The organism is Bradyrhizobium sp. AC87j1 (assembly GCF_002936975.1).
Taxonomy (GTDB): Bacteria; Pseudomonadota; Alphaproteobacteria; order Rhizobiales; family Xanthobacteraceae; genus Bradyrhizobium; species Bradyrhizobium shewense.
In genome coordinates this window covers 117,264-138,184 of record NZ_PTFE01000007.1, presented here as the reverse complement: position 1 = coordinate 138,184, position 20,921 = coordinate 117,264, and the positions used below count along the sequence as shown (strand labels likewise).

The 20,921-nt window shown below is 62.9% G+C and carries 22 protein-coding genes; 16 read left to right on the top strand and 6 right to left on the bottom strand.

All coding sequences use genetic code 11. From position 1 onward, the window contains the following. Positions 1-55: 55 nt before the first annotated feature. Complete coding sequence (locus tag CV770_RS06970) at positions 56-313, bottom strand: DUF6894 family protein (protein ID WP_026202038.1); 258 nt, start codon at positions 311-313, stop codon at positions 56-58. 248 nt (positions 314-561) lie between these two features. Between CV770_RS06970 and pqqA the strand changes: the two genes are divergently transcribed. The 10 genes from pqqA to CV770_RS06920 all read left to right on the top strand — a co-directional run bounded on the left by pqqA (position 562) and on the right by CV770_RS06920 (position 10,566). Next, positions 562-642, top strand: coding sequence for a pyrroloquinoline quinone precursor peptide PqqA (pqqA, locus tag CV770_RS06965; RefSeq protein WP_007595659.1), 81 nt, complete (start codon positions 562-564; stop codon positions 640-642). A 117-nt stretch (positions 643-759) separates the two neighbouring features. Then, positions 760-1,689, top strand: coding sequence for a pyrroloquinoline quinone biosynthesis protein PqqB (gene pqqB / locus CV770_RS06960; protein WP_104461777.1), 930 nt, complete (start codon positions 760-762; stop codon positions 1,687-1,689). 20 nt (positions 1,690-1,709) lie between these two features. Continuing rightward, positions 1,710-2,465 carry a pyrroloquinoline-quinone synthase PqqC gene (gene pqqC, locus CV770_RS06955; RefSeq protein WP_210317904.1) on the top strand — a complete coding sequence of 252 codons (756 nt, stop codon included), beginning with the start codon at positions 1,710-1,712 and terminating at the stop codon, positions 2,463-2,465. 12 nt (positions 2,466-2,477) lie between these two features. Further along, positions 2,478-2,789, top strand: a complete 312-nt coding sequence (gene pqqD / locus CV770_RS06950; protein ID WP_091966345.1) for a pyrroloquinoline quinone biosynthesis peptide chaperone PqqD — start codon at positions 2,478-2,480, stop codon at positions 2,787-2,789. Then, positions 2,786-3,985, top strand: a complete 1,200-nt coding sequence (gene pqqE / locus CV770_RS06945; RefSeq protein ID WP_091966346.1) for a pyrroloquinoline quinone biosynthesis protein PqqE — start codon at positions 2,786-2,788, stop codon at positions 3,983-3,985. The genes pqqD and pqqE overlap by 4 nt, the downstream gene beginning before the upstream one ends. Further along, on the top strand, positions 3,975-4,961 hold the full coding sequence (gene pip / locus CV770_RS06940; RefSeq protein ID WP_091966347.1) for a prolyl aminopeptidase: 987 nt from the start codon (positions 3,975-3,977) through the stop codon (positions 4,959-4,961). Before pqqE ends, pip begins: the two co-directional genes overlap by 11 nt. Positions 4,962-4,985: 24 nt before the next feature. Further along, on the top strand, positions 4,986-5,663 hold the full coding sequence (locus CV770_RS06935) for a DUF4286 family protein (RefSeq protein ID WP_104461776.1): 678 nt from the start codon (positions 4,986-4,988) through the stop codon (positions 5,661-5,663). Positions 5,664-5,897: 234 nt separating this feature from the next. Further along, entirely contained in the window at positions 5,898-7,697 is a 1,800-nt protein-coding gene (locus CV770_RS06930) for an FAD-dependent oxidoreductase (RefSeq protein ID WP_104461775.1), read from the top strand. Continuing rightward, positions 7,667-9,514, top strand: coding sequence for a 2-oxoacid:acceptor oxidoreductase subunit alpha (locus CV770_RS06925; RefSeq protein WP_201759727.1), 1,848 nt, complete (start codon positions 7,667-7,669; stop codon positions 9,512-9,514). The genes CV770_RS06930 and CV770_RS06925 overlap by 31 nt, the downstream gene beginning before the upstream one ends. Further along, a complete protein-coding gene (locus tag CV770_RS06920) occupies positions 9,511-10,566 on the top strand; it encodes a 2-oxoacid:ferredoxin oxidoreductase subunit beta (protein WP_018318541.1) in 1,056 nt (351 codons plus the stop codon). Before CV770_RS06925 ends, CV770_RS06920 begins: the two co-directional genes overlap by 4 nt. On the opposite strand, the gene CV770_RS06915 is transcribed toward CV770_RS06920, so the two are convergent. Both CV770_RS06915 and CV770_RS06910 read right to left on the bottom strand, forming a co-directional pair. Continuing rightward, the gene (locus tag CV770_RS06915) at positions 10,567-11,016 is read right to left on the bottom strand and encodes a DUF4399 domain-containing protein (protein ID WP_091966351.1); all 450 of its coding nucleotides are present in this window, start codon (positions 11,014-11,016) and stop codon (positions 10,567-10,569) included. It abuts the gene before it with no gap. Positions 11,017-11,033: 17 nt separating this feature from the next. After that, a complete protein-coding gene (locus CV770_RS06910; RefSeq protein ID WP_104461773.1) occupies positions 11,034-12,599 on the bottom strand; it encodes an SUMF1/EgtB/PvdO family nonheme iron enzyme in 1,566 nt (521 codons plus the stop codon). Positions 12,600-12,901: 302 nt separating this feature from the next. On the opposite strand from CV770_RS06910, the gene CV770_RS06905 reads away from it, so the two are divergent. From CV770_RS06905 to CV770_RS06875, 6 genes are all read left to right on the top strand, one after another. After that, entirely contained in the window at positions 12,902-13,522 is a 621-nt protein-coding gene (locus CV770_RS06905; protein ID WP_104461772.1) for a hypothetical protein, read from the top strand. Between the two features lie 43 nt (positions 13,523-13,565). Next, positions 13,566-14,015 (top strand): DsrE family protein, encoded by a 450-nt coding sequence (locus CV770_RS06900; protein ID WP_104461771.1) that lies wholly within the window; start codon positions 13,566-13,568, stop codon positions 14,013-14,015. 257 nt (positions 14,016-14,272) lie between these two features. Further along, positions 14,273-14,596: an ArsR/SmtB family transcription factor gene (locus tag CV770_RS06890; protein ID WP_028145658.1), complete on the top strand. Its 324-nt coding sequence runs from the start codon at positions 14,273-14,275 to the stop codon at positions 14,594-14,596. Next, entirely contained in the window at positions 14,593-15,024 is a 432-nt protein-coding gene (locus tag CV770_RS06885; protein ID WP_104461769.1) for an SRPBCC family protein, read from the top strand. The genes CV770_RS06890 and CV770_RS06885 overlap by 4 nt, the downstream gene beginning before the upstream one ends. 60 nt (positions 15,025-15,084) lie before the next feature. Beyond that, complete coding sequence (locus tag CV770_RS06880; protein ID WP_085967818.1) at positions 15,085-15,279, top strand: hypothetical protein; 195 nt, start codon at positions 15,085-15,087, stop codon at positions 15,277-15,279. Between the two features lie 14 nt (positions 15,280-15,293). Beyond that, positions 15,294-15,743 (top strand): DUF1801 domain-containing protein, encoded by a 450-nt coding sequence (locus CV770_RS06875; RefSeq protein ID WP_104461768.1) that lies wholly within the window; start codon positions 15,294-15,296, stop codon positions 15,741-15,743. A gap of 207 nt (positions 15,744-15,950) precedes the next feature. Here the strand turns inward: CV770_RS06875 and CV770_RS06870 are convergent, their stop codons facing one another. From CV770_RS06870 to CV770_RS06860, 3 genes are read right to left on the bottom strand one after another with little or no spacing between them, the layout of a single operon-like run. After that, complete coding sequence (locus CV770_RS06870; protein ID WP_091961101.1) at positions 15,951-17,489, bottom strand: SpoVR family protein; 1,539 nt, start codon at positions 17,487-17,489, stop codon at positions 15,951-15,953. Further along, on the bottom strand, positions 17,486-18,763 hold the full coding sequence (locus tag CV770_RS06865; protein WP_201759729.1) for a YeaH/YhbH family protein: 1,278 nt from the start codon (positions 18,761-18,763) through the stop codon (positions 17,486-17,488). Before CV770_RS06865 ends, CV770_RS06870 begins: the two co-directional genes overlap by 4 nt. Before the next feature lie 19 nt (positions 18,764-18,782). Continuing rightward, on the bottom strand, positions 18,783-20,726 hold the full coding sequence (locus CV770_RS06860) for a PrkA family serine protein kinase (protein ID WP_091961095.1): 1,944 nt from the start codon (positions 20,724-20,726) through the stop codon (positions 18,783-18,785). Positions 20,727-20,921 lie beyond the last annotated feature (195 nt).

Genomic DNA, 20,921 nt, shown 5'->3' with positions numbered 1-20,921 from the left:
CCGCGGAGAGTCTCTGGATTGCTTCGCTGCGCTCGCAATGACGGGGAAAGAGTGGCTAATGCCGCGTCGCGGAAGCGTCCGGGATGTCCAGCAGCGCCTCGGTGAAGGGAAACTCCAGCACGATCTCGCCTTCGGCGTCGGTCACCTCGATCACGGCATCCAGCAGGGCGCGCTGGGTGCCCTCGGATTTCACCACCTCCAGGATCATCTGACGGGCGACCTCCCAGGCGCGGTCGGGGTTGCGCAGGTCCTCGCCTTCGGGATCCACGATCAGTTCGTCGCCGATACGGGTGTTGAAGTAGTATCTGGGCATCATCGAGATCCAGTTGGGTCGCCTGTACCGGATTGAAAGCTGCACTGCACTCACAACTGCTTTATCAGGACAGGGTTCGCGACCGAATGCGCCGAACGCAAGGCAGCGCCTCAGAAGTGAGCGTTCCCGAGGGATTTTTTCGCGGCGCAACATGGGCTTCTCGGGAAAATTTCACTGGCGAACTTCTCAGCGCGCACTAATTTAACGGGTGGGCGATACGTCCGAATTCGCGAAAATGGAGTGCCAAAATGGCTTGGAAAGCCCCGAAGATCGTCGAAGTGCCCTGCGGCATGGAAATCAACATGTATGTGAGCGCCACCCGCAAGTAAGCGGTTGGTGATCTGCGTTCAGCGCAGGTGGGTCTTTCGGTCACGACCGGTTTCCGAATGAGGGAAATCGTGTCGGCCTGAGATCCACCTCGTGACGTTGCTTCCAGGAGACGGATCATGCTTCGCGTCGTCGTCCTGGGCGCCGCAGCCGGCGGCGGAGTGCCGCAATGGAATTGCGGCTGCGAGGGCTGCCGGGCGGCCCGTACGAGTGGCCATGAGCTTTATCGAACCCAGGCCTCGGTCGCCTTCAGCGGCGACGGCGAGCACTGGTTCCTGATCAACGCCTCCCCCGACCTGCGCCAGCAATTGAATGCCACGCCGCAGCTGCACCCCAAAGCGGGCGCGCTGCGCCATACGCCGATCGCGGGCGTCATCCTGACCAACAGCGAGGTGGATGCGGTGGCAGGCCTGCTCTCGATGCGCGAGGGCTCGCCCTTCACGGTCTATGCGCACGAGAAGGTGCTGGCGATCCTGAAGAGCAACAGCATCTTCAACGTACTGAACGAAAAGAACGTGCGGCGCCAGCCGATCGACATCAGCGAGCCGTTCGAGCCGCGGCTACCGGACGGCGCGCGATCGGGGCTGGAAGTGCTGGCTTTCGCAGTCCCCGGCAAATCGGCCTGGTATCTGGAAGGCAAGGCGCATCCGGGCGGCGCGAGCGGCGACGGCGATACGCTGGGCCTGAAGATCACCGACAAGGCGACGGGCAAGTGTTTCTACTTCATCGCGGCCTGCGCGGAGGTGACCGACGCGCTCAAGGCCGAGATCGACGGCGCCGCTTTGGTGTTCTTCGACGGCACGGTCTGGCAGGACGACGAGATGATCAAATGCGGGCTCGGCCACAAGACCGGCAAGAGCATGGGACACGTCGCCATGTCCGGCGAGGACGGCGCCATCGCGCGGCTGGCCGACCTCGCTATCGACAGGAAGATATTTCTGCATGTCAATAACTCGAACCCGGCGCTGCTACCTACCTCATCCGAGCGCAAGGCCGTCGAGGCGGCGGGCTGGCAGATACCGGCGGATGGAACGGAGATCGTGCTGTGAATGCGGCGTCAATGACTGGAATGACTGCGCTCTCGATCGGCAAGGATCTGAGGCTCAACTCGGCCGAGGAGCTCGAGGCGACGCTGCGCCATATCGGGGCGACGCGCTATCACAGCCTGCATCCGTTCCATAAGCTGCTGCACGGCGGCAAGCTGAACAAGGGCCAGGTGCAGGCCTGGGCGCTGAACCGCTACTATTACCAGAGCACGATCCCGATCAAGGACGCGGTGGTGATCTCGCGTTTCCGCGACCGCGCCACGCGCCTGGAATGGCGCCACCGCATCGAGGATCATGACGGTGACGTCGGCTCCGAGGGCGGCATCGAGCGCTGGCTGAAGCTGACCGAAGGCCTCGGGCTCGACACGGCCTACGTGGAATCGACCGAAGGCATCCTGCCGGCGACGCGCTTCGCGGTGGAGGCCTACGTCCACTACTGCCGCGAGAAGAGCCCGCTGGAGGCGATCGCCTCCTCGCTCACCGAGCTGTTCGCGCCAAATCTGCATGAAGAACGCATCTCCGGCATGCTGGAGCACTATGATTTCGTCAATCCTGACATCATGAGCTACTTCAAGCGCCGCCTGGCGCAGGCGCCGCGCGATGCCGGCTTTGCGCTCGACTATGTCAAGGCGCATGCCACGACGCCGGAGCAGCGCGCGCAAGTGTGCAACGCGCTGATCTTCAAGACCAACGTGCTATGGGTGCAACTCGACGCGCTCCAGCACGCCTATGTCGAGGGCCATATTCCGCCGGGCGCGTTCGTGCCCAAAGCGAGTTGAGGGACAAAAGCAATGGCCGGGCCGCGGAACATCAGCGTCAGCGAGACAAGCCGCCCCGTGCTGCCGCGGCATGCCAAGCTGAAATATGACGAGACGCGGAAGGTCTGGGTGATCCTGGCGCCAGAACGCGTGCTGGCCCCGGACGAGATCGCAGTCGAGGTCCTGCAGCTCTGCAACGGCGAGCGCAGCGTCGGCGATGTCTCCGATCAGCTGGCGGCAAAGTACGCAGCTCCACGCGAGGCGATCCTGGCTGACGTCATCGTCATGCTGCAGGATCTCGCCGACAAGGGCTTTCTCACGGAGGCCCGGGAGAAGACGTCATGAGCGATGTGCTCGGCAACCCCATGATCCCCCCTGATGCCAGCGACAGCCTCGCGGTGCTGGAGAAGCAGCGCTCGACGGCGGAAACATTCGGCATTCCGCTTGCCGTGCTGCTCGAGATCACCCATCGCTGTCCGCTGCAATGCCCCTACTGCTCCAACCCGGTCGAGCTCGATCGCTCCGGCAAGGAGCTGACCACCGAGGAATGGAAGAAGGTCTTGAGCGAGCTTGCCGAGATCGGCGTGCTCCAGGTGCATTTCTCCGGCGGTGAGCCGACGGCGCGGAAAGACCTCGTCGACCTCGTCAAGCATGCCAGCGACGTCGGCCTCTACACCAACCTGATCACCTCGGCCGTGCTGCTGACGCGCGAGAAGCTCAGCGATCTCGCCGATGCCGGGCTCTGCCACGTGCAGATCAGTTTCCAGGGCGTTGAAGAAGGCCTCGCCGATCGCGTCGCCGGCTACAAGAACGGGCACCGCAAGAAGCTCGAGGTCGCAAAGTGGACGCGCGAGCTCGATCTGCCGCTCACCGTGAACGCGGTGATGCACCGGCAGAACCTGCATCAGCTGCCTGACATCATCCAGATGTCCGTCGATCTCGACGCCGACCGGCTCGAGGTCGCCAATGTGCAGTATTACGGCTGGGCGTTGAAGAACCGCGCCGCGCTGATGCCGACGGTGGCGCAGTTAGATGAGTGTACACGCATCGTCGAGGAGGCGCGCGAGCGGCTGAAGGGCACGCTCGCCATCGACTACGTCGTGCCGGACTACTACGCGCTGCGGCCGAAGAAGTGTATGGGCGGCTGGGGCCGGCAGTTCTTCAACATCTCGCCCGCCGGCAAGGTGCTGCCCTGCCACGCCGCCGAGAGCATCACCGGGCTCGACTTCGAATCCGTCCGCTCCAACCATTCGATCGCCTGGATCTGGCAGAACTCCGAGGCCTTCAACCGCTATCGCGGCACCGGCTGGATGAAGGAGCCGTGCAAGTCTTGCGAATTCCGCGAGATCGATTTCGGGGGCTGCCGCTGCCAGGCCTTCGCGCTGACCGGGGACGCCGCCAACACCGATCCCGCCTGCGCGCTGTCGCCGCTGCACGAGACCATCTTCAAGCAGGCCGAGCGTGAGGCCGAGGGCGAGACCAATCGCTTCCTCTACCGCAATTTCGCCGGCGGCACCCTGGAATCCGAGAATGGGGCCTGACGCCGACGCAGGCACAGCCGCGAGGCGCGCCGATCCCTTTGCGCCGCTGACCTCCGACATGCTCGACGTCGGCGACGGCCATGAGCTCTATGTCGAGAGCGTCGGTCGCAGCGACGGCATTCCCGCGGTCTACCTGCACGGCGGGCCCGGCAGCGGCTGCCAGCCCGATCATCGCCGGCTATTCGACCCTGATCGCTTCTGCGCCGTGCTGTTCGACCAGCGCGGCTGCGGCCGCAGCCGGCCGAAGGGATCGCGCGAGCACAACACCACGGCGCATCTGATCGCGGACATGGAGATGATCCGCGACAAGTTCGGCTTCGAACGCTGGATGGTGGTCGGCGGCTCCTGGGGCGCGACGCTGGCGCTGGCGTACGCGCAGGCCCATCCCGAGCGCGTCTCCGGCATTGCACTCCGCGCGACGTTCCTCGGCACGCGGGCCGAGGTCGAGACGGCCTTCACGGTGCGCCTGCCGCAATTCTATCCCGCGCTCTACGAGGATTTTCTGAGCGTGCTGCCGCCTGGGGAACGCGCGCATCCGGTGGAAGCCTATTATCGCCGCATCCTCGATGCCGATCCGGCCATTCACGGACCTGCGGCCCGCGCCTGGCACGACACCGAGCGCGCCCTGTCGGAGCACAAGGCGGCCAAGACGCGGCTGGACCTGACGTCGCTGAACGTGTGGCGCACGCTGCCGGCGACGCCGTTCATGGAGGCACATTATTTCATCAACAACTCCTTCATGAACCAAGACGAGCTGCTGCGGAACGCGGACCGGCTCGCCGGGATTCCCGGCATTGTCGTGCAGGGCCGCTACGACCTGTTGTGCCCTCCTGAGACATCACACGCGCTCGCGAAAGTGTGGCCGGGTTCCGAGATTCGCCTCGTGGAAGAAGCCGGACATTCGCTCTATGATGCCGGCGTGAGGGATGCGGTCATGAAGTCGATTGCCGACCTTGCGTCGAAGGCCGCGCGCTAATGCGCGAAAAAGGACAACAAGAAAATGCCGCTCGCCGGAAAGGGCATGCTGCTGACGTCGATGAATATCGACGCAGCCAATGAGGCCGATTTCAACCGCTGGTACGATCGCGAACATCTGGAAGAGCGCGTCGCGATCGACGGTTTCCTGGAAGCGCGGCGCTATGTCGCGCATGCCGCCAATCCCAACTATCTCTCGCTGTACTCGACTGCGACGCTCGACGTGCTCGACAGTCCCGCCTATCGGGCGCGGCTGGCCAATCAGACCGAATGGTCGCGGCGAAGCATGGCGCATTTCAAGGACATGCTCCGTGTCGTCGCTCGCATCACCATCAGCAACGGCACCGGCCGCGGCGCTGCGCTCGGCCTCGTGCGGCTGCGGCCCTCAGCTGACAATGCCGGCGCATGGCGTGATGCGCTGCAAGAAAAGCTGGCGCCGGAGAAGCGCGACGGCATCATCTCGATGCATCTGCTGGAGAGCGAGCCGGAGCTCTCGGGCGCGACCGCGGACATCCCCGCGGTGCGCAACGAAGGCGCACGCGACTGGTTCGTGCTGATCGACGGCACGCATGTCGGCGCGGTCTCGGCCGTGATCGTCGAGCGCTTCACCGGCCCTGCTGCATCGCCCTTCCCGCTGCCCGTCTCGGTCGGGACTTACAGCCTGATGTGGGACCTCGCGAAGAGCGATATCGCGCGCGGCTGAACATATCTGCATCGCAACATATTGCACCGCACGCGCATCGCGCGCGGCCGTTAATGCTGTGCGCGCGTAGCTCCCATGAAAGCGGGGACGCGCCGAACTTTGCCGTTGTACTTCGGAAAGGTTCTAATAAGCTAACCCAATGACGTCATTCAGAAACCAGATCGCAGCGCGTTAAGCGTTCGCCAAGCTCAGAAGAGGCCGCCGGGTCTTTGAGCCTGCGCGGACAGGGTAGGAATGAAACCGACCGATATCGCGGCCCCCGACTACTTTCACAAAGTGGTCGATTGCCAATGGGCCTGTCCTGCGCACACCCCGGTTCCCGAATACATCCGACTGATCGCACAAGGCCGCTATAGCGACGCCTACATGATCAATTGGAAGTCGAACGTGTTTCCCGGAATTCTGGGACGCACCTGCGATCGTCCCTGCGAGCCGGCGTGCCGCCGCGGACGCGTCGAGGAGACGCCGGTCGCGATCTGCCGGCTCAAGCGCGTCGCTGCCGATTTCAAGGACGACATCAAGCAGCGCCTGCCGCGCCCCTCACCGAAGAACGGCAAGCGCGTTGCCTTCGTCGGCGGCGGTCCGGCCTCGCTGACGGTGGCGCGCGATTTGGCGCCGCTCGGCTATCACTGCACCGTGTTCGATGGCGATCCCGAAGCCGGCGGCATGATGCGCACGCAGATCCCGAAATTCCGCCTGCCTAACTCGGTGATCGACGAGGAGACCGGCTACATCCTGGGTCTCGGCGTCGAATTCAAAGGCGGCCACCGCATCGAGAGCATGAAGTCGCTGCTCGCGGAGAAATACGACGCGATCTTCGTCGGCTCCGGCGCGCCGCGCGGCCGCGAGCTCGACATTCCCGGCCGCAAGGAAGCGGCAAGCAATATCCATATCGGCATCGAGTGGCTGGCCTCGGTCTCGTTCGGCCATATCGACAAAATCGGCAAGCGCGTGATCGTGCTCGGCGGCGGCAACACCGCGATGGATTGCTGCCGCACCGCGCGCCGCCTCGGCGGCGAGAAAGTCACGGTGATCGTGCGCTCCGGCTTCGAGGAGATGAAGGCCTCGCCGTGGGAGAAGGAGGACGCGCTCCACGAGGATATTCCGATCCTCAACTACATGGTGCCGGTGGCATTCAAGCACGTCGCCGGCAAGCTCATCGGCGTCACCTTCCAGCACGTCAAAGCCGAATATGACGCCAAAGGCCGCCGTAACCTCGTGCCGTCGGGCGATCCCGAACAGACCATTCCCTGCGACGACGTGCTGGTCGCGGTCGGCCAGGAAAACGCCTTCCCCTGGATCGAGCAGGATTGCGGCATCGAGTTCGACAAATGGCACATGCCGAAGGTCGATCCCAAGACCTTCGTCTCGACCAATCCGAAAGTGTTTTTCGGTGGCGACGCCGCGTTCGGCCCCAAAAACATCATCTGGGCGGTCGCGCACGGCCATGACGCCGCGCTGTCGATTCACAAGATGCTCTCCGGCGATGACATCACCGAGCGCCCGCTGCCCGATGTGCATGTCTCATCGCAGAAGATGGGTATCCACGAATGGAGCTATGACAACGACATCTCGATCGACAAGCGCTACAAGGTGCCGCATCGCGACAAGGTGATTGCGCTGAAGGACATCCGTGCCGAGGTCGAGCTCGGCTACGACGTCAAGCTGGCGCTGGGCGAAGCCGAGCGCTGCCTGAACTGCGACGTCCAGACCGTGTTCTCGACCTCGCTTTGCATCGAATGCGATGCCTGCGCCGACATTTGCCCAATGGATTGCATCACCTTCACCGGCAACGGAGAAGAAAGCGATCTGCGCCAGCGCCTGAAGGCGCCCTCGCCGCATCCGGACCAGGACCTCTACGTCTCCTCGGATCTCAAGACCGGCCGCGTGATGGTGAAGGACGAGGATGTCTGCCTGCATTGCGGGCTGTGCGCCGAGCGTTGTCCCACCGGCGCCTGGGACATGCAGAAATATTTCATCGAGATGACTCACGCAGGTTCGACATGCCCGACAAAAAGCCGATCAGCAGCGTAAACGACTTCGTCGTCCGCTTCGCCAACGTCAACGGCTCGGGCTCGGCCAGCGCCAACGAGATGTTCGCGCGCGCGATCCTGCGCCACGGCGTTCCGGTGTCCCCACGCAACATCTTCCCCTCCAACATCCAGGGCCTGCCGACCTGGTACGAGGTGCGGGTGACCGAGGACGGCCATCTCGGCGCCCGCGGCGGCGTCGACATGATGGTGGCGATGAACCCGCAGACTTGGGACAAGGACGTCGCCGGCATCGAGCCCGGCGGCTATCTGTTCTACGATTCCACCAAGCCGATGCCGTCGACCAAATTCCGCGACGACATCACCGTGATCGGCGTGCCACTTACCGCGATCACCAACTCGACCTACACCGATCCGCGCCAGCGCCAGCTGTTCAAGAACATCATCTATCTCGGCGCGCTCTCAGCACTGCTCGACATGGACCCGAAGCTGATCGAGCAGCTGATCGGTGAGCAATACAAGGGCAAGGAGAAGCTGCTCTCCTCCAATGTCCACGCGCTACATCTGGGTCGCGACTGGGCGCTGCAGAATCTGAAATGCCCGATTGGCCTCAGGGTGAAAAAGTCGGACAAGGTCGGCGACCGTATCTTCATCGAAGGCAACAGCGCCGCCGCGCTCGGCGCCGTCTATGGCGGCGCCACGGTATGCGCCTGGTATCCGATCACGCCGTCCTCGTCGGTGGCGGAGGCCTTCACCGCCCATTGCAAGAAGTACCGGCACGATCCTGAGACCGGCAAGGCGAAATACGCCATCGTCCAGGGCGAGGACGAGCTGGCCTCGATCGGCATCGTCATCGGCGCGTCCTGGAACGGCGCCCGCGCCTTCACCGCGACGTCGGGCCCCGGCATCTCCCTGATGACCGAGTTCATCGGCCTCTCATACTTCGCCGAGATCCCAGCCGTGATCATGAACATCCAGCGCGCCGGCCCCTCGACGGGCATGCCGACCCGCACCCAGCAATGCGACATCATCGCCTGCGCCTATGCTTCGCACGGCGACACCAAGCATGTGCTGCTGTTCCCCGAGGATCCCGCCGAGGCCTTCGAATTCGCGGCCGCAGCGTTCGATCTCGCCGAGCGTATCCAGACCACGATCTTCCTGATGCTCGACCTCGACATCGGCATGAATCACCGGCTCTGCCGTCCGCTGAAGTGGGACGATGCCAAGCAGTATGACCGCGGCAAGGTGATGACATCAGAGATGCTGGACGAAGGCCGCGACTTCGGCCGCTATCTCGACGTCGACGGCGACGGCATTCCCTACCGCACCTATCCCGGCACGCACCCGACCAAGGGCTCCTATTTTACCCGCGGCACTTCGCGGGACCGCTATGCGCGCTACTCCGAGGAAGGCTCGGTCTACGCCGACAACATGCAGCGCCTGATGCGCAAGTTCGAGACCGCGCAGGATCTGGTGCCGCGACCGCTGCAGGCCAATGCGGAACGGCCGACCAAATACGGCGTGATCTATTTCGGCTCGACCTCGCCGGCAATGGACGAGGCGATCGGCCTTTTGGAAGCGCGCGGGCATCAGCTCGATCGCCTGCGTATCCGCGCCTTCCCGTTCCATTCGAGCGTGGCGAGCTTCCTCGCCGAGCACGATTTCGTCTACGTCGTCGAGCAGAACCGCGACAGCCAGCTCCGCCAGCTGATCGTCAACGAGAACGGCATCGACCCGGTGCGCCTCGTGCCGATCGTGCACTATGACGGCTCGCCGATCACCGCCCGTTTCATCGCAAAAGCCATTGGCGACCACCAGGATCACCTCAAGGTGACCCCGCTCCGCAAGGCCGTGTCATGACGTACATCGCAAAGCCGAAATTCCATCATCCCGGCCTCAAGAAGAACGAACTCGGCTACACGCATCGCGACTACGAGGGCAAGATCTCGACGCTGTGCGCCGGCTGCGGTCACGACTCGATCACGGCTTCGATCATCGAGGCCTGCTACGAGCTCTCGATCGAGCCGCACCGGGTGGCGAAGATCTCCGGGATCGGCTGCTCGTCGAAGACGCCGGATTATTTCCTCGGCAATTCGCACGGCTTCAATTCCGTGCACGGCCGCATGCCATCGGTCTTGACCGGTGCCAACCTCGCCAACCGCGATTTGATCTATCTCGGCGTCTCCGGCGACGGCGATTCCGCCTCGATCGGCTTCGGCCAGTTCGCGCACTCGATCCGGCGCGGCGTCAACATGACCTACATCGTCGAGAACAACGGCGTCTACGGCCTGACCAAGGGCCAGTTCTCGGCCACCGCCGACCGCGGCTCGAAGTCCAAGAAGGGCGTCACCAACACCGACAACGCCATCGACCTCGTTGCGATCGCGCTGCAGCTCGGCGCCACCTTCGTCGCGCGCAGCTTCTCCGGCGACAAGACCCAGTTGGTGCCGCTGATCGCGGCCGCGATCCGCCACAAGGGCGCCTCCTTCATCGACGTCATCAGCCCCTGCATCGCCTTCAACAACCACGCCGGCTCGACCAAGAGCTTCGACTACGTCCGCGAGCACAACGACGCCGTGAACCGCCTCGACGTTCTGGTCGGCCGCGATCCGATCGCGGTGGACTACGCGCCGGGCACGGTGCAAATGGTCGAGCAGCATGACGGCAGCAAGATCGCGCTGCGCAAGATCGACGCCGACTACGATCCGCATGACCGGCTGGGCGCCCAGACCTTCCTCGCGCGGCACGCCGCCAAGGGGCAGATCGTCACCGGTCTCCTTTATGTCGACCCCGACGCCGAAGATCTGCACGAGCATCTCAACACGGTCGAGACGCCGCTCAACACGCTCGAAGCGGACACGCTGTGCCCGGGGTCGGCCGTGCTGGACAAGATCAACGCCAGTCTGCGGTGATCATTTGCTCCGCGCCGAAGCCGGCGACCTGACGCGTATCGTGATCTTCTCCGACACGACCGGCGGTTCGAACGGATAGTGCTTGGCGTCGCCGAGCACCAGCTGCAGGGTGTGAGTCCCCGGCGCAAGGTCCAGCATGGTCTCGGTCTGCCCTGCTCCGAAATGCAGGTGCGACTTGTCCTGCGGGATCGGCTCCTTGGGATCGATGGGATCGTTGACGTCGACCAGCAGATGATGATGACCGGCATTCTGGTAATCGTCGCCGGCATGCGTCACGCCCATGTTGCGCAGGCCGAACCGGACCCAGAATCCACCGCGAACCTTCTGCCCATCGTGCGGCGTGATGAAATAGAGTTTTGCGTCCTTTGGGGCCGTCTTTCCCTGCGAGTAGGCTGCGCCCGGGTGCACTGCGATCGCAGTCGCCAGTGCGACACAATGAATGATCTTCATCAAATCCACTCCAGGACTTACGGACTGAGCGCGACGCGGAATCCATGCGTGGGGTAACGAACATTGGTATCGTAGCCATCGCGATTGGATGGCCTCACATATCTCGCATCGTTCTTCCACGAGCCCGAGCGCAGAACGTGCGAGCTGCAGTCCCCGCCACTCCATGCCGAGCCGTCAGTGGGCGCGCCCTGATAGGTCCTGTGCCAGCAGTCCTCGACCCACTGATCGATACCGCCACCCATGTCGTGGAGGCCGAACGGATTTGGCTTGAAGCTGCCGACCTTCGCCGGCTGTTCGGCCGCGAGGTCACCGCAATCCTTGCATCCGGCCATGCCTGGCTGGAGCTTGTCGCCCCACCAATATTTGCTCTTCGTGCCGCCACGCGCGGCGTATTCCCATTCGGCTTCGCTCGGAAGCCGGTAGGGCTTCTTGGTCGCCTGCGCGAGCCAGGTGGCATATTGCTGCGCGTCGGTCCAGCTCACATTGCTGACCGGCGCATCGTCTTTTCCCGTGGCGGTGAAGCCGCACGCCTTTGCAGCCGCGCATTCGTTCCATTCCTGCACGGTCACCGGATATTTGCCGATCGAGAACGGCTTGACCGTGACCTGGTGGACAGGACGTTCGGTCGGATCGTCATTGCTTCCCATCGCAAAGCTGCCGCCCCGAATGGGGATCATCTCGGGTTCTCGGACCGCCGTCACCGATGGAGCGGATGCCGGAGATGGTGAAGGCGATGCTGCGGGCGATGGCGTCGTTGTGGGCAACGGAGAAGCCGCGGGTGCAGCTTGAGGCGCCGGTACCGTCGGGCTCGGTAACGACGGAACGGATTGCGGCATCGGCGAAGCTGACGGCGCCGCGATCGGAGGAGCGGCAGCCTGTTGCCCCACCTGGCTGCGGTGCTGCACCAGCATGTACCAAAGCACGTAGCCGGCAATCACCAGCAATGCCATGATCAGAAGAAAGAGCAGGATGCTCTCGCGCCGGCCGCGCGTCCTGCCGACTGCGTCTGCGTCCGGCAGCACGCGATAGACCCGCACCGGATCGGTGATGTTCTTGACCTTGCGGTCCCCGAGCGATTCATAGCCGCATACGACCTTGTGCTTGATCTGCTCGTAGATCGCACCCGAGATATAAACCTGACCGGGCTCCGCGATGCCTTCGATGCGTGTGGCAATGTTGACGCCGTCGCCGTAGACATCGTCCGGCTCCACGATGACGTCGCCGAGATTGACGCCAATCCGGTATTCGAGCCGTGAATGCTTGGGAAGCGGGGCGTTGCGGCCGATGAGATTCTGCTGGATGACGATGCTGCATCGAACGGCCTCGACAGGACTGTCGAAGATTGCGATGAAGCCGTCGCCCGTCGTCTTCACCAGCGTGCCATGGTGCTCGACGATGCTGGGCTGGATGATATCCCGCTCGATCCGCTTGACGCGGACATGCGTGCCCTCCTCGTCGGCCTGCATGATGCGACTGTAGGAAGCGATGTCGCCGACAATGATCGCCGCGAGGCGACGAGGCATGGGGCCGTGTGGAGGCGGCCCGTCCTGATTTCCGGATCTGAAGTTGCGAATTTCGCCCATTGCGGGGGACTCCACAAACCTACAAAGGCAGCCCCAGCTTACGACCGCCAAAGGCGATCGTCTGTGAAGGCTATCACATTGATGAAATGGAGCAATGTCGAAGGACTCGCAGGGATCGAGTTCCGGAAGGCGAAGGCGTCGCACCGGTTGAACCTTCCTCGCCCTCCCGGTGACTAACGCCGTGCCTGGAACTATCCATCCCGCTCCGCGCTGCGACGATCATGTGCGACTTGCGAGTGTTGAACGCGTCGCACCTGGGCCGCGTCTAAGCCTACAGCTCAACTCCTGCGCTCGAGGCCATCATGAAGCTTTCTCTCCTGACTGCCCTCGCCGTTGCCGCACTCATCAGCGCGGCCCACGCGGAGGAGGCAGACGACATCCGCGAGGCCAGCAAGGCCGAGGCCGAGACCTTCAACACGCGGATGTATGCGGGCACCCCCGGCAACAAGGCCTATGCCTGTTTCGTCCGCCGCTACGATGCGGAGCATCTGGCGCGGCATCCGAAGCAGAAGGTCGCTTCGATGAAGCTGCTGATCTCGGCCGAACTGGACAGGGAAGACAAGGAGTTGCACAATTCCTTCCGCCTCGGCTTCAGGTACCGCCATCGCTCCGGCGATTTCGACTCCAGCGGTTCTTGTAACCACGCCGTATTCACCAAGGACGGCAACGAGGTTCGCCTCGGTTGCGGTGTCGATTGCGAGGGCGGTGGCATCGGCGTTGCACTGTCCAAAGACGACAAGTCGACGATCGTGCGGCTCGAACGGGTCCGCGTCTGGCAGAACAACAAGCCGGATGACGAGGCCGAGCAGTCGCTGGTCGGCGGTGCCGACGACAGGATTTTCCGCCTCGACCGCACCGACAACAGCGAGTGCGCTTCGCTGGTGACGGACCGCAAGGAACTCGCCGCGCTCCGCCACAAATGATGATATGTCTCCGGCGAATTCAGTCCAGTCGAGGGAGATCGCCATGAACCGCCGGAACATCTTGTGGAGCGCAATCTCGGCCCTGGGCGCGGCATTCGGTGCCTCCAGCGCGAAAGCCGCGACGGAAGCGGGCGCGGGCAACAGGCTGAAAGTGGTCTACCATCTCAGCGATGCCGAGAAGGTCAATTTCGTGCTCGGCAACATCCAGAACCACATCGACGGCGTCGGCGGTCCTGATCACGTCACGATCGCGCTGGTGATCCACGGGCCGGCGCTGAAGGCATTCCACTCGGCGCAGGCCAACCCCGACATCAGCAAACGCGTCGGCGAATTCTCCAAGGACGGCGTCGAGCTCGCCGCGTGCGGCAACACGATGAAGGCGCAGAACGTGACGCTCACCGAGCTGCTGCCGGGCTTCGTCAGCGCGGAAAAGGGCGGTGTGGTTCGTTTGGCTGAGCTGCAGTCGCAGGGGTATCTGTATCTGCGGCCGTAGGGGTGTGCTCGAGGCACTGCCATATCCCCGTCATTGCGAGCCACCGGGTCCGCGCAAGGCGCGGCCCGATGACAGGCTCCGCGAAGCAATCCAGAATCCCTCCACCGAGACAGTCTGGATTGCTTCGTCGCAAGGGCTCCTCGCAGTGACGGCGGAGAGATTTGCGCACGCAAGCGCCATATCCTCTTCGACGCCCTTGACTTATCCATAACTCCACGGTTATGAGTTAAATCATAACTCCCTGGTTATGGATCTTCATGTCCCTCGCCCCCGACCTCCTGTTCCGGACGCTCGCCGACCCCACAAGGCGGGCGATCTTCGAGCGGCTGTGCCGCGAGGGAGAGCAGACCGTCGGGGCACTGACCGTGAGATCTGGCGTTTCCCAGCCGGCGGTCTCAAAACATCTCGGCGCGTTGAAGCTGGCCGGCCTGGTGCGTGACCGCCATGAGGGGCGCCAGACCCATTATAGCGCGCAGCCCGGCGCGCTCGATCCGCTGCTCGACTGGACCAGCCAGATGACCGGGTTTTGGCAGAGGCGGCTCGACGCACTCGACGATCTCCTGAAGAGGATGGACCAATGACCGAAGCTTCGAGCGAAACGCGCTCCGTCGTCGTCGAACGCGAATTCGCCTTCCCGGCCGAGCGGCTCTGGCGCGCGCTGACGCAGCCGCATCTGATCGAGGAATGGCTGATGAAGAACGACTTCAAGCCGTCAGTCGGTCATCGTTTCAATCTTCGCGGCGAATGGGGCGGCGTGCTGGACTGCGAGGTGCTCACCATCGAGCCGCAGAAGACGCTCGCCTACACCTGGAATTTCTCGCATGAGGACGCCACGTTCGACCTCAAGAGTGTCGTCACCTTCACGCTGACTCCGACCGGCGCGGGCACTCACTTACGCGTCGAGCAGGCGGGCTTCAGCCCGACGCAGAAGCAGGCTTACGGCGGCGCGCATGCCGGCTGGAAGCAGTTCCTTGCCAAGCTGGACGAGGTGCTGGCGCGGGGTGACTAGCTCCGGCCGGCCGTATCCATTCCAATCATTTTCTAGAAGGAGACCCCAGTGAGCACGGACATGCGGATTCGTCAGATCCATCGCTGGCTGTCGATGGCTTTCACGCTCGCCGTCATCGCCAACATCGTCGCCATGACCATGCAGCTCCAGGCCGTCTGGATCGGTTTCCTGGCGCTGGTCCCGCTGATCCCGCTGCTGGCGACCGGGCTCTATCTGTTCGCGCTGCCCTATCTCGGCCGCCGCGGCAACGCGTGACACGAGGCGAGACGATGAAGAAGGCAGTAGCGGCGAAGAAGACCAGCACGAAAGACGCGACTGGGCCGTCGCCCTCCAAGCTGATCGACGGCAGGATCAAGGAGCTCGGCGACTGGCGCGGCGAAATGCTGACGCGGGTCCGCGGCCTGATCAAGCAGGCCGATCCTGAAGTCGTCGAGGAATGGAAATGGCGCGGCGTTCCCGTCTGGGAGCACGACGGCATCATCTGCACCGGCGAGACCTACAAGGAAGTGGTGAAGATGACCTTTGCCAAGGGCGCCGCGCTGGACGACCCGGCCGGCCTGTTCAATTCCAGCCTCGAGGGCAATGTCCGGCGCGCCATCGATATTCGCGAGGGCGAGAAGATCAACGAGAAGGCGTTGAAGGCGCTGATCCGCGCGGCGGTGGAGCTGAATACAAGCAAGAAGAAGCCGGCGAAGAAGCCGGTAAAGCGCTCGGCATAGAACAGCCGTAGTGCAGTGCCTTCCTTCTCCCCTTGTGGCAGAAGGTGGCGCGAAGCGCCGGATGAGGGGTCTCTATCGGCAGGGGAAGGTGTGGAAAGATACCCTTCACCGAAGTGAGCTTGTGTGTGCCGTCCTCCCTGCCCTCTCCCACAAGGGGCGAGGGCACATCAACGCGCATCTCGCCTTATTGCCGCGCAGACGACAGCCTCAAGCCACTGCCGCCGGGATCGGGCGCGGGCTCACGACGTATTCGCGCATGACCTTGTCGTTGGCATCGACCTCGATCAGCGCGACGTCGTAGGTCCAGAGATCGGCCAGGTGCTGCAGCACCCGCTTGGCGTCGGTCTCGTTGAGCTGCGAGCCCTTGATGACGTGGTGGTGCAGGATCAGCCGGCGGTCGCCGGAGAGATCGACGTCGACCACCTCTATATTGGCGTCGATGAAGCCGACATCGTGCTGCCGCGCCAGTTCGCGCCGCACGCGGCGGAAGCCGCGCTCGTCGTGGATGGCATCGACCCGGATGCCGGCGCGCTCTTCGGGATCGTCGTGCAGATGGAACATGCGGAAGTGCCGCATCAGCTTCGGGCTCAGGAACTGCGCGATGAAGCTCTCATCGCGGTAGTTGGCCCAGACATCGCGCAGCACGCCCATCACGTCGCCCTTGCCGGCGATGTCGGGGAACCATTCGCGGTCCTCGTCCTCCGGCTTGGTGACGATGCGCTCGATGTCCTGCATCACGGCAAAGCCGAGCGCATAGGGGTTGAATCCAGAGAAGCGCGGGTCGTCGAATTCGGGCTGGAACACCACATTGGTGTGCGATCCCAGGAATTCGAGGAAATTGCCGTCGGTGATGCGGCCCTGCTCATGCAGCTTGGTCATGATGCGATAGTGGACGTAGGTCGCCGTCCCCTCGTTCATGACCTTGGTCTGGCTCTGCGGGTAGAAATATTGCGCGATGTGTCGGACGATGCGCAGCAGCTCCCGTTGCCACGGCGCCAGCCGCGGCGCACTCTTCTCCAGGAAATAGAGCAGGTTTTCCTGCGGCAGGCCGAGCAGCTTGCGGCGGCGCTCGATGCTGAGCGCGGACCGGCTCTTGGCGGCGCCCTTAGGCACGGTGCGCCAGAGGTCGTTGAAGACCTCCTCCTCGTGCTGGCGGCGCCGCCCTGCCCGCTTCTCCTCGGCGCGCAAGTCCAGCTTCTTCTTGCCGGGATAGCGGTCGATGCCGTGCGACATCAGCGCATGTGCGGCATCGAGCGTGCGCTCGACCTCGACGCGACCGTAGCGCTCCTCGCATTGCATGACATACGTCTTGGCGAAGTCGAGATAATCCAGGATGCCGTCGGCGTCGGTCCACTGCTTGAACAGATAGTTGTTCTTGAAGAAGTGATTGTGGCCGAAAGCGGCGTGCGCGATCACCAGGGTCTGCATCGTCGCCGTGTTCTCCTCCATCAGATAGGAGATGCATGGCGAGGAGTTGATCACGATCTCATAGGCGAGCCCCATCAGGCCCTTGCGATAGGACGCCTCATGGAAGGCGAATTGCTTGCCGAACGACCAGTGCTTGTAGAACAGCGGCATGCCGACGGAGGAGTAGGCATCCAGCATCTGCTCGGCGGTGATGACCTCGATCTGGTTCGGATAGACGTCGAGCCCGAGATCTTTCGTCGCCACCACCTCGCACGCATCGGTGATGCGCTGCAAGGTGTGGAAATCCCAATCCGCGCCTTCGAACAATCGTTCCGTCATGGAGCGGCTTTCTCCTGGGCATTTTCGCGGCGCTGGAACAGATCGTGGAACACCGGAAAGATCTCGCTGCGTTCCGAGACCTTGCGCATCGAGAGCGGTGCGCCGCCGTTGCGCAGGCGATCGTAGAGGGTCCAGAGCGAGGAGTCGGAGAGATCGAAGGCGCTGCCGCCGGATTCCCCGACTTCGAGATAGGCAAAGAACTGGCAGACCGGCAGGATCTTGTCGGTCAGCAGGAGCCCTGTGAGCTCGCCGTCGGAATAGGAATTGTCGCCGTCGGAGGCCTGCGCGGCGTAGATGTTCCAGTCCGACGGATTGAAGCGCTCGCGGACGATCTCGTGCATCGCCTGCAGCGCGCTCGAGACCAGCGTGCCGCCCGAGGCCGGACCGTAGAAGAAGGTTTGCTCGTCGACCTCCTCGGCGCGGTCGGTGTGGCGGATGAAGACGATCTCGACGTGCTTGTAGCGGCGCTTCAGGAACACGTAGAGCAGCATGTAAAAGCGCTTGGCGAGATCCTTCATGTGCTCGGACATCGAGCCCGACACGTCCATCAGGCAGAACATCACCGCCTGCGCCACCGGCTTCGGCACCGTCTCGAAGCGGCGGTAGCGGATGTCGAGCGGATCGATGAAGGGAATGCGCTTGGACTTCGCCTTCAGCTTTTCGAGCTGGGCGAGAAGCACCTCACGCTCGTCCTCGTCGGTGCAGGCGGCAATCGCCGCTTCCAGTTCCTCGATCTCCTCCTTGCGGGGACGCTTGAGCGCGATGCGGCGCGCAAGCGCGAGCTTCACCGTCCGGCTCACCGAGATGTTGGCGGGCGAGCCCGACGTGGTGTAGCCGGCGCGCTGAATGCCCTCGCTCTCGGTCTGCGCGATCTTGCGCTTGGCAAGATCCGGCAGCTCGAGATCGTCGAGGAAAAGATCGACGAACTCATCGCGGGAGAGCACGAAGCGGAAGGCATCCTCGCTGTCGCCTTCGCCCGGGCCGGAATTCTTGGCGCTGCCCTGGCCGGAGCGCTGCAGATAGTCGCCCTCGATGAACTTTTTGTTCCCGGGCAGCACCATGTCGCGCGTTCCGCCTTCGCGGCGGAAGCGCGGCTCGTGCATGCCGTCGAGCGGGATCGTGACCTCACCACCCTCCAGGACGTCCTTGATGTCGCGTTCCTGCGAGGTCTTCTTGACGGCGCCCTGCACCAGGGATTTGGCCCGACGCAAGAACCGCTGGCGGTTCTCAAGACTCTTGCCGCCTGGATTCAGGCGCCTGTCAATAATGTGAATGGGCACTTTACCATCCGCCTCAACCGGCCTGCTTCACACGCATGTACCATTCGACGAGCCGGCGAACCTGACGCTCGGTGTAGCCACGCTCCACCATGCGTGCGACGAACTCGCCGTGCTTCTTCTCCGTCTCGCCGTCCTTCTTCGATCCGAAAGAAATGACCGGAAGCAGGTCCTCAACTTGCGAGAATATCCTCTTTTCGATCACGTCGCGAATCTTCTCGTAGGAGGTCCAGGTCGGATTTTTGCCACCGTTCTGGGCCCGTGACCGTAACGAGAATTTGACGACCTCGTTGCGGAAGTCCTTGGGGTTGGCAATGCCCGCCGGCTTTTCGATTTTGGTCAGCTCCTGGTTCAAAAGCTCGCGATCGAGCAGCTGGCCGGTGTCGGGATCCTTGAAGTCCTGGTCCTCGATCCAGGCATCGGCATAGTCGACGTAGCGGTCGAACAGATTCTGGCCGTAATCCGAGTAGGATTCCAGATAAGCCTTCTGGATCTCGTTGCCGATGAACTCGGCGTAGCGCGGCGCCAGATCTGCCTTGATGAATTCGAGGTAGCGCTTCTCGACTTCCTCGGGCAGCTGCTCGCGCTTGATCGACTGCTCCAGCGCGTACATCAGGTGGACGGCGTCGGCGGCGACTTCCTGCGGATCGTGGTTGAAGGTCGCGGCCAGGATCTTGAAGGCAAAGCGGGTGGAGACGCCGTCCATGCCCTCGTCGACACCGGCGGCATCGCGGTATTCCTGGACGCTGCGCGCCTTCGGATCGGATTCCTTCAGGCTTTCGCCGTCGTAGACCCGCATCTTGGCGAACACCGTGGAATTCTCGTGCTTGCGCAGGCGAGACATCACCGAGAACCGCGCCAGCGTCTCCAGCGTCGAGGGCGCGCAAGGCGCCGCCGCGAGTTCGGATCCCTGAATCAGTTTCTCGTAGATCTTCTGCTCCTCCGTGATCCGCAGGCAATAGGGCACCTTGATCACGCAGATGCGGTCGATGAAGGCCTCGTTGTTCTTGTTGGCCTTGAAGCTCGACCACTCCGCCTCGTTGGAGTGCGCGAGGATGACGCCGGTGAACGGGATCGCGCCGATGTTTTCGGTGCCGATATAGTTGCCTTCCTGCGTCGCGGTCAGCAGCGGGTGCAGCATCTTGATCGGCGCCTTGAACATCTCGACGAACTCGAGCACGCCCTGGTTGGCGCGGTTGAGGCCGCCGGAATAGCTGTAGGCGTCGGGGTCGTTCTGCGCGTAGGTCTCGAGCTTGCGGATATCGACCTTGCCGACCAGCGAGGAGATGTCCTGGTTGTTCTCGTCACCGGGCTCGGTCTTGGAGATCGCAATCTGGCGCAGCCGCGACGGCTGGATTTTTGCGACACGAAACTGGGAGATATCGCCGCCGAAGGCTTCCAGCCGCTTATAGCACCAGGGGCTCATCAGGCCGGTGAGACGACGGCGCGGAATGCCGTATTTCTCTTCCAGCATCGGCCCGAGATGATCGGGATCGAACAGGCTGAGCGGGCTCTCGAACACGGGCGAGAGTTCATCGCCGGCCTTGAGCACGTAGATCGGATGCACTTCCATCAGCGACTTCAGCCGCTCGGCGAGCGAGGATTTGCCGCCGCCGACCGGGCCGAGCAGATAGAGGATCTGCTTGCGCTCTTCGAGACCTTGCGCCGCATGCCGGAAGAAACCGACGATGCGCTCGATCGTTTCTTCCATGCCGTAGAACCCGGCGAAGGCCGGATAGGTACGGATCGTACGGTTCAAAAAAATACGGCCAAGGCGGGTATCCTTGGCCGTGTCAATCGTCTGGGGGTCACCGATCGCTGCTAGTAGTCGTTCGGCCGCGTTCGCGTATTTCATGGGATCGCTTCGACACGATTCCAGATATTCCGCCATCGACATGTCGTGCTGGCTTCTCGCCTCGAACGACCGAGCGAAAGCGTTGAATAGAGAATCGTTGTACATGATCCCTCTCCGCGTGAGTTCCGCTACAAGCTGAAACGAAAGCAGTTACCGGACCGTTCCTCAGGCCATTTCGAATCAGCGTGAGCACATGACGATCATTGGACACCCGGGTGCAGACACGACGCAACGCACAACGTAGGCACTCGTTGAGTTACGAACAGGCACCTGCCCGTAATTTGTGCGAATCTCTATCTA

What these genes read in the sequence shown, in the direction of transcription:
- CV770_RS06970 (WP_026202038.1), bottom strand. Translation starts at nt 313, where the DNA reads ATGCCCAGATACTACTTCAACACCCGTATCGGCGACGAACTGATCGTG.
- pqqA (WP_007595659.1), top strand. Translation starts at nt 562, where the DNA reads ATGGCTTGGAAAGCCCCGAAGATCGTCGAAGTGCCCTGCGGCATGGAA.
- pqqB (WP_104461777.1), top strand. Translation starts at nt 760, where the DNA reads ATGCTTCGCGTCGTCGTCCTGGGCGCCGCAGCCGGCGGCGGAGTGCCG.
- pqqC (WP_210317904.1), top strand. Translation starts at nt 1,710, where the DNA reads ATGACTGCGCTCTCGATCGGCAAGGATCTGAGGCTCAACTCGGCCGAG.
- pqqD (WP_091966345.1), top strand. Translation starts at nt 2,478, where the DNA reads ATGGCCGGGCCGCGGAACATCAGCGTCAGCGAGACAAGCCGCCCCGTG.
- pqqE (WP_091966346.1), top strand. Translation starts at nt 2,786, where the DNA reads ATGAGCGATGTGCTCGGCAACCCCATGATCCCCCCTGATGCCAGCGAC.
- pip (WP_091966347.1), top strand. Translation starts at nt 3,975, where the DNA reads ATGGGGCCTGACGCCGACGCAGGCACAGCCGCGAGGCGCGCCGATCCC.
- CV770_RS06935 (WP_104461776.1), top strand. Translation starts at nt 4,986, where the DNA reads ATGCCGCTCGCCGGAAAGGGCATGCTGCTGACGTCGATGAATATCGAC.
- CV770_RS06930 (WP_104461775.1), top strand. Translation starts at nt 5,898, where the DNA reads ATGAAACCGACCGATATCGCGGCCCCCGACTACTTTCACAAAGTGGTC.
- CV770_RS06925 (WP_201759727.1), top strand. Translation starts at nt 7,667, where the DNA reads ATGCCCGACAAAAAGCCGATCAGCAGCGTAAACGACTTCGTCGTCCGC.
- CV770_RS06920 (WP_018318541.1), top strand. Translation starts at nt 9,511, where the DNA reads ATGACGTACATCGCAAAGCCGAAATTCCATCATCCCGGCCTCAAGAAG.
- CV770_RS06915 (WP_091966351.1), bottom strand. Translation starts at nt 11,016, where the DNA reads ATGAAGATCATTCATTGTGTCGCACTGGCGACTGCGATCGCAGTGCAC.
- CV770_RS06910 (WP_104461773.1), bottom strand. Translation starts at nt 12,599, where the DNA reads ATGGGCGAAATTCGCAACTTCAGATCCGGAAATCAGGACGGGCCGCCT.
- CV770_RS06905 (WP_104461772.1), top strand. Translation starts at nt 12,902, where the DNA reads ATGAAGCTTTCTCTCCTGACTGCCCTCGCCGTTGCCGCACTCATCAGC.
- CV770_RS06900 (WP_104461771.1), top strand. Translation starts at nt 13,566, where the DNA reads ATGAACCGCCGGAACATCTTGTGGAGCGCAATCTCGGCCCTGGGCGCG.
- CV770_RS06890 (WP_028145658.1), top strand. Translation starts at nt 14,273, where the DNA reads ATGTCCCTCGCCCCCGACCTCCTGTTCCGGACGCTCGCCGACCCCACA.
- CV770_RS06885 (WP_104461769.1), top strand. Translation starts at nt 14,593, where the DNA reads ATGACCGAAGCTTCGAGCGAAACGCGCTCCGTCGTCGTCGAACGCGAA.
- CV770_RS06880 (WP_085967818.1), top strand. Translation starts at nt 15,085, where the DNA reads ATGCGGATTCGTCAGATCCATCGCTGGCTGTCGATGGCTTTCACGCTC.
- CV770_RS06875 (WP_104461768.1), top strand. Translation starts at nt 15,294, where the DNA reads ATGAAGAAGGCAGTAGCGGCGAAGAAGACCAGCACGAAAGACGCGACT.
- CV770_RS06870 (WP_091961101.1), bottom strand. Translation starts at nt 17,489, where the DNA reads ATGACGGAACGATTGTTCGAAGGCGCGGATTGGGATTTCCACACCTTG.
- CV770_RS06860 (WP_091961095.1), bottom strand. Translation starts at nt 20,726, where the DNA reads ATGTACAACGATTCTCTATTCAACGCTTTCGCTCGGTCGTTCGAGGCG.